General features: G+C 40.9%; 2 protein-coding genes. Both read right to left on the reverse strand.

The window, feature by feature from the left end; genetic code table 11:
* Nucleotides 1–84: 84 nt before the first annotated feature.
* On the reverse strand, nt 85–612 hold the full coding sequence (locus LJC66_RS26980) for a P-loop NTPase family protein (protein ID WP_230933877.1): 528 nt from the start codon (nt 610–612) through the stop codon (nt 85–87).
* 152 nt (nt 613–764) lie between these two features.
* The gene (locus LJC66_RS26985; RefSeq protein WP_308280735.1) at nt 765–8,003 is read right to left on the reverse strand and encodes a tandem-95 repeat protein; all 7,239 of its coding nucleotides are present in this window, start codon (nt 8,001–8,003) and stop codon (nt 765–767) included.
* Nucleotides 8,004–8,007 lie beyond the last annotated feature (4 nt).

Consider the following 8,007-nt stretch of genomic DNA (forward strand, 5'->3'; position numbering starts at 1 on the left):
TATCTGGGGATAAATAAGTAACGCTTGAAGAAAGAAATGGATTAATTTAGTAACTTATAAATTACCTATGAGCAAACGTTTTTTCTATCCGTATTTCCCATTTCTTAATGTAGCAAGTAATTGTTCTAAATTATATTTTCTCGCAATAGGAAATAAGCTTTTCCCTGATTGTCCTTCATACTTCTGAAAAAGATCCAATATAATAGGTCGGTTTTCTTCATGAAATTTATCTATTTTGTAAAAGCTTTGTTTAATCAATTTTTCAGTTATTTTTGTATGCATTTGTTTATTCTGTTCTCGTATTAAAAATCGTTCTTTAGATTCTTGGGGGACAACATCTAAAAAAATAATAATATCGGCTTTACTAAAACGTACATCATACGTATCTACATATCCCCATCCCTCAACAATCCAACTCGCTGTATTTAACACCCTTTCCAACTTTTTTTTAAAATATCTCTTTCGTTGCCTAATTTGCGATATTTTTCTCATTTTAGGTTCTCTGAACCACAGATCTAAATGATGGATAGGTATATTTAATTTTTCACCTAACTGTGTAGCTAATGTAGTTTTACCAGAACAACAATTACCAAATATCACAATTTTATACATTAATATCACCTCAATTCATATATAAAATTAAATCAAGCTATTTATTACCAATTGTAGACATTCAATTATGCTCGCTACGTACAAAACATCATGAACCTTATTTCAAAAAGCTATCCAACAAATAACTTGTTGGATAGCTTTTTAATTGTTAATTATTTTCTTATAACAAATTTAATAGTAACTTGAACCGATACCCCTTCTATACTGATTACCTGCACAACAGCTGAATCCTCTCCTGCAAAGTTTACGTTAGGGAGGTAAATAAACTCACCTGTCTCCGTATTAAGTTTAAATTTACCGTTCTTCGTCCCCTTGAAGATTTGATATTTAAGAGGTAGGTTTTTGACTGTACAAGCATCAATTTCACCACATATTTTCTTGTTAATAATTCCCTTTATACATTGATCAGATACCTTTATAGGACATTTACTTTTTGATTTATTTTTACGCGGATCTCGCAACGATTTCTTTTTAGTATTAGATTTACCTGGAACTGGTGTCGGTGCTGGTGATACTCTTCTTTCCACAATAAAAGTAAGTGCTGCGTCACTTGAAGCTCCATCCGAATTAGTGACCCTTATAATCACTGTATCAGTCCCCACAAAATTAACATTAGGGATGTAAATAAATTGGCCTGTATTCTGATTAATCCTAAACTGTCCGTTTTGAGCACCTGTTATAACTTGATAAGTTAGTGGTAAAGAATTTGGATCAATAGCAATTAACTGACCAGTAGTAAGAGTATTAACAAATAATTTAATTACTTGCCCTACCACATTAGGAGGCTGAGGGTTTCTGCCTACTACAACTGTTACCACTACAAGTAATTCTGTTCCTAAATCATCTCGTACCAATACAGTAAAAGTATCTGTTCCTACAAAATTAGGTGCAGGCTGGTAAATAAATCTTCCATTAGAATCAACTGTCACGCTACCACTTAAAGGAACTGTTGCTAGTGTGTAATTTAATGGACGTTCCAGTAAATTAGTTACCTGAATATTACCAACTACTTGAACACCCTGCAAAGTAGCAAAGGTATTATTTCCTGGAGTAATTATATTATTGCTTGCGGTAGAATTAACAGTAACAATTGAAAACGCTTGTTGCCCTTCACTGTTTCTTACAGATACCACAAACTGATCCTGACCAATAAACCCTAAATTTGGTGTATAACTAAACGTTCCATCTGCTCGTAGTACAAGTACTCCATTTGTTGGTGGGGTAGCCACAGCAAAGGTAAGAGGTCTTCCTAGTGCGTCCGTTGCAATGATTTGACTTTCAATAATTTGGCCAGTTGGTGTGGTTAAAAGCTGATTTTCCACTGTAATTGGATCATTAACTCCCTGAATCAAAACAGTAACACTAGTTGTTGCTGACTGACCAAGATTATTTTGAACAATTACTGTGAAAGAATCTATTCCAGTAAATCCTGGATTCGGCGTATAGCTAAATGAACCGTCCCGATTAAAATTCACTGTTCCGTTTGCTGGTAGACTCTGAACTTGATAGGTTAATGGGTTCCCCAATACATCCACTGCCGTAACTTGACCGGTAACAGGTTGATTTGTTACTCCTTGAACAGTAAGAGGGGTCACAACAATGCTATCTTGGTTTTCTTGAACAACTATCCGTACAATGCCAATTGCAGAGTCACCTCTGTCATTTTGAATCAACACAGTAAAAATATCTTCTCCAAAAAATGCTGGATTTGGTGTATAGCTAAACGTTCCATCTGCATTTACCACAGCTGTTCCATTAGATGGAGATGCATCTAAAGAAAATCTAATTGGTCTCCCTAGAGTATCCGTTGCCAATATCGTCCCTGAGACACTTACACCTTGCTGAGTTTGTACTGTAACGTCTTGCGGTGTAATGACACTTTGAGCTGGATCAATAATAATTAGAACTGGAGCAATCGCTTGATCTCCTTGATCATTTTGAACAAGAACTTCAAATTGATCTGTTCCATTCACACCAGGGGTCGGTGTATAAACAAACGTTCCATCTGGATTTAAAATAACCGTTCCATAAGCAGGAATAGTGTTAAGGCTGTAGGTTAATGGCCTATTTAGCTGATCTCGAACTGAAAGTTCACCATTTACACTCTGCCCTTCTACTGTGCGAACAGTAGTAGTATTACTTACTACAATTTGATTAGCCAATTTTGTAACAGTTATTTGAACCGTAGTAGCTGCATTTAAACCCGTTTCGTTTTGAACAGACACTGTAAAAGAATCCGTTCCTACGAATCCTGGGTTTGGCGTATACGTAAAAGTACCATCTGGATTTAATATTAAAATTCCATTCACTGGTCCGCCGAGTAAGGTATAAGTTAATACTTCTCCTTGTGGATCAATAGCTCCAATACTTCCTGTTACAGGCTGCTGTTCGGTTGTTGATAGTGCTTGATTGGCTACAATTGGCGCCTGTTCTATCGGTCCCTGAGTAATAACAGAAATAGTTGCAACAGCTGTATTGCCAAGAACATCGCTTACAAGCACTTGAAATTGATCCGTTCCAAAGAATCCGGTATTTGGCGTATAACTAAATGTCCCATCTGGGTTAACTATGACAGATCCACTATTTGGATTAGACGTAAGCGTATAAAACAATTGGTTTCCACTCAAATTTGTAGCACTTACTTGCCCAGAAACTGGTGTATTAAATGAAGTCGTTATTTCACTATTTACCACCGAAATTCTATCTCCTACTACTACTGTCACAACAGCATTCGCAATACTTTGATTTCCAGCTGAATCTATAACAACGATATCAAAGATATCTTCTCCTGTGAATCCAGGATTTGGCGTATAAACTAAAGTTCCATCTTGATTTAATATAACGGTTCCATTTAATGGCGGTATGGCTACAGCATAACTTAATGGAGAGCCTGCTGGATTCACAGTAGCGATAGATCCACTTACAGGTTGATTTGCTAAAGTAGTTAAAGTTAGCCCTTCAGCGCTAATCGGTAAATCCTGAGACTGAACTTCTACAGTAATAGTTCCAAACCCCTGGTTTCCAAGAGGATCCCTGGCAAAAACAGAGAATGAATCTGTTCCTACAAAACTTGGGTTCGGCGTATACGTAAATGTTCCATCTGAATTAATAATGGCGGTACCGTTAAGTGGCGCTAAATTTAGACCATATACTAGTAAATCTCCTTCAGGATCAAAGGCAGGAATTTGCCCTGTTACAAACTGACCCTGTACAGTTGAAAGTGATAAATCTACGACAATCGGTGGTTGGTTCACTCGAATTACACTGATAGTTACAAGAGATTGTGCACTAGCTCCGCGATTATCCCTTACCTCTACTGTGAAAGAATCCAAACCAATAAAATTAGGATTTGGATTATATAAAAAGGTACCATCTGGATTTACCACAGCCGTTCCATTAAAAGGGGTACCCGATAAACTAAAAGTGAGTAGATTATCGTCTGGATCTGTAGCAAAAACTTGCCCATTAATTGCTACATTTTCTATAGTCTGAAGGATAACATCACTCGTAATTGGCGAATTGTTCACGTCAATAACTGTAACATTTACAATAGACACTGCTGTAAGGCCTGTTGAATCTTCTACGATAACCGTGAATAAATCTGGACCTACATAATTAGAATTAGGTGAATATATAAAACTGCCATCTATATTTACTATGGTGCTTCCATTAACTGGAGAAGTTCCTAAGCGATAAGTGAGCAGATCTCCATTCGGATCACTTCCTACTACCTGGCCAGTTACAGATTGATTTTCAGGAGTAGTAATCGAATAGTTAGGTACAATGGGTGGCTGTTCAACTGGTATAACAATAACAAATACATTTGTAATAATAAACTGTCCAGTTGGATCGGCTATACGTACAGTAAACGTATCATTTCCAGCAAAATTCTCGTTTGGTACATAAGTGAATAACCCTTCTTGATTGATTACTGCTGTTCCATTAGTCGGTAAATCTTGTAAGGTGTACGTCAGGGGATCTCCTTCAGGATCAGTTGCAACGATTTGGCCTGTAACAGGGCTTTCTTCAAATGTAGTAACCGTAATAACATTTGGACCTACTGGTGGATCATTTACTGGCAAGATCGTAATTGTAATCGTTGAAACGGCCGTTCCTCCTTGGCCGTCGCTTACTACGACGCTAAAGCTATCTACCCCGTTGTAATTTTCGTTTGGTGTATACGTGTAGGTTCCGTCTGGATTGACTACCACTGTTCCATTTACTGGACCTGTCAGTAACCCGTACGTTAGTGGATTGCTGTCCACATCCGTTGCCACCACTTGGCTACTTAAACTCGTGTCTTCATTGATCACAAACTCATAGTTCGGCACCACTGGTACATCGTTCACTGGCGTGATCGTCACAAATACACTCGTCACTATAAATGCGCCCGACGGGTCGCTTATTAGCACCGTAAATGTATCCGGACCATTATAATTGCCATTCGGCGTATAGGTGAACGTACCATCTGGATTTACCACTGCCACTCCGTTTGTTGGCGGATCTTGTAAGCTATACGTCAACACTTCTCCATCTGGATCAAACGCTGTAATTTGACTCGATACTGCCGTGTCTTCATTGGTAACCAACGTTACCACCACCGGACCTACTGGTGGATCATTTACTGGCAGAATCGTAATTGTAATCGTTGAAACAGCCGTTCCTCCTTGGCCATCGCTTACTACGACACTAAAGCTATCTACCCCGTTGTAATTTTCGTTTGGTATATACGTGTAGGTTCCGTCTAGATTGACTACTACTGTTCCATTTGCTGGACCTGTCAGTAACCCGTACGTTAGTGGATTGCCGTCCACATCCGTTGCCACCACTTGGCTACTTAAACTCGTATCTTCATTGATCACAAACTCATAGTTCGGCACCACTGGTACATCGTTCACTGGCGTGATCGTCACAAATACACTCGTCACTATAAATGCGCCCGACGGGTCGCTTATTAGCACCGTAAATGTATCCGGACCATTATAATTGCTATTCGGCGTATAGGTGAACGTACCATCTGGATTTACCACTGCCACTCCGTTTGTTGGCGGATCTTGTAAGCTATACGTCAGCACTTCTCCATCTGGATCAAACGCTGTAATTTGACTCGATACTGCCGTGTCTTCATTGGTAACCAACGTTACCACTACCGGACCTACTGGTGGATCATTTACTGGCAGAATCGTAATTGTAATCGTTGAAACGGCCGTTCCTCCTTGGCCGTCGCTTACTACGACGCTAAAGCTATCTACCCCGTTGTAATTTTCGTTTGGCGTATACGTGTAGGTTCCGTCTGAATTGACTACCACTGTTCCATTTGCTGGACCTGTCAGTAACCCGTACGTTAGTGGATTGCCGTCCACATCCGTTGCCACCACTTGGCTACTTAAACTCGTATCTTCATTGATCACAAACTCATAGTTCGGCACCACTGGTACATCGTTCACTGGCGTGACCGTCACAAATACATTTGTCACTATAAATGCGCCCGACGGGTCGCTTATTAGCACCGTAAATGTATCCGGACCATTATAATTGCCATTCGGCGTATAGGTGAACGTACCATCTGGATTTACCACTGCCACTCCGTTTGTTGGCGGATCTTGTAAGCTATACGTCAGCACTTCTCCATCTGGATCAAACGCTGTAATTTGACTCGATACTGCCGTGTCTTCATTGGTAACCAACGTTACCACCACCGGACCTACTGGTGGATCATTTACTGGCAGAATCGTAATTGTAATCGTTGAAACGGCCGTTCCTCCTTGGCCGTCGCTTACTACGACACTAAAGCTATCTACCCCGTTGTAATTTTCGTTTGGCGTATACGTGTAAGTTCCGTCTGAATTGACTACCACTGTTCCATTTGCTGGACCTGTCAGTAACCCGTACGTTAGTGGATTGCCGTCCACATCCGTTGCCACCACTTGGCTACTTAAACTCGTATCTTCATTGATCACAAACTCATAGTTCGGCACCACTGGTGCATCGTTCACTGGTATGACCGTCACAAATACACTCGTCACTATAAATGCGCCCGACGGGTCGCTTATTAACACCGTGAATGTGTCCGGACCATTATAATTGCCATTTGGCGTATAGGTGAACGTACCATCTGGATTTACCACTGCCACTCCGTTTGTTGGCGGATCTTGTAAGCTATACGTCAGCACTTCTCCATCTGGATCAAACGCTGTAATTTGACTCGATACTGCCGTGTCTTCATTGGTAACCAACGTTACCACCACCGGACCTACTGGTGGATCATTTACTGGCAGAATCGTAATTGTAATCGTTGAAACAGCCGTTCCTCCTTGGCCATCGCTTACTACGACACTAAAGCTATCTACCCCGTTGTAATTTTCGTTTGGTGTATACGTGTAGGTTCCGTCTGAATTGACTACCACTGTTCCATTTGCTGGACCTGTCAGTAACCCGTACGTTAGTGGATTGCCGTCCACATCCGTTGCCACCACTTGGCTACTTAAACTCGTATCTTCATTGATCACAAACTCATAGTTCGGCACCACTGGTGCATCGTTCACTGGTATGACCGTCACAAATACACTCGTCACTATAAATGCGCCCGACGGGTCGCTTATTAACACCGTGAATGTGTCCGGACCATTATAATTGCCATTTGGCGTATAGGTGAACGTACCATCTGGATTTACCACTACCACTCCGTTTGTTGGCGGATCTTGTAAGCTATACGTCAACACTTCTCCATCTGGATCAAACGCTGTAATTTGACTCGATACTGCCGTGTCTTCATTGGTAACCAGCGTTACCACCACCGGACCTACTGGTGGATCATTTACTGGCAGAATCGTAATTGTAATCGTTGAAACGGCCGTTCCTCCTTGGCCGTCGCTTACTACGATACTAAAGCTATCTACCCCGTTGTAATTTTCGTTTGGTGTATACGTGTAGGTTCCGTCTGGATTGACTACCACTGTTCCATTTGCTGGACCTGTCAGTAACCCGTACGTTAGTGGATTGCCGTCCACATCTGTTGCCACCACTTGGCTACTTAAACTCGTATCTTCATTGATCACAAACTCATAGTTCGGCACCACTGGTGCATCGTTCACTGGCGTGACAGTCACAAATACATTTGTCACTATAAATGCGCCCGACGGGTCGCTTATTAGCATCGTAAATGTATCCAGACCATTATAATTGCCATTCGGCGTATAGGTGAACGTACCATCTGGATTTACCACTGCCACTCCGTTTGTTGGCGGATCTTGTAAGCTATACGTCAACACTTCTCCATCTGGATCAAACGCTGTAATTTGACTCGATACTGCCGTGTCTTCATTGGTAACCAACGTTACCACCACCGGACCTACTGGTGGATCATTTACTGGCAGAATCGTAATTGTAATCGTT

Origin of the sequence: Priestia sp. TSO9 (assembly GCF_021029645.1) — a bacterium.
GTDB classification, from domain to species: domain Bacteria; phylum Bacillota; class Bacilli; order Bacillales; family Bacillaceae_H; genus Priestia; species Priestia megaterium_E.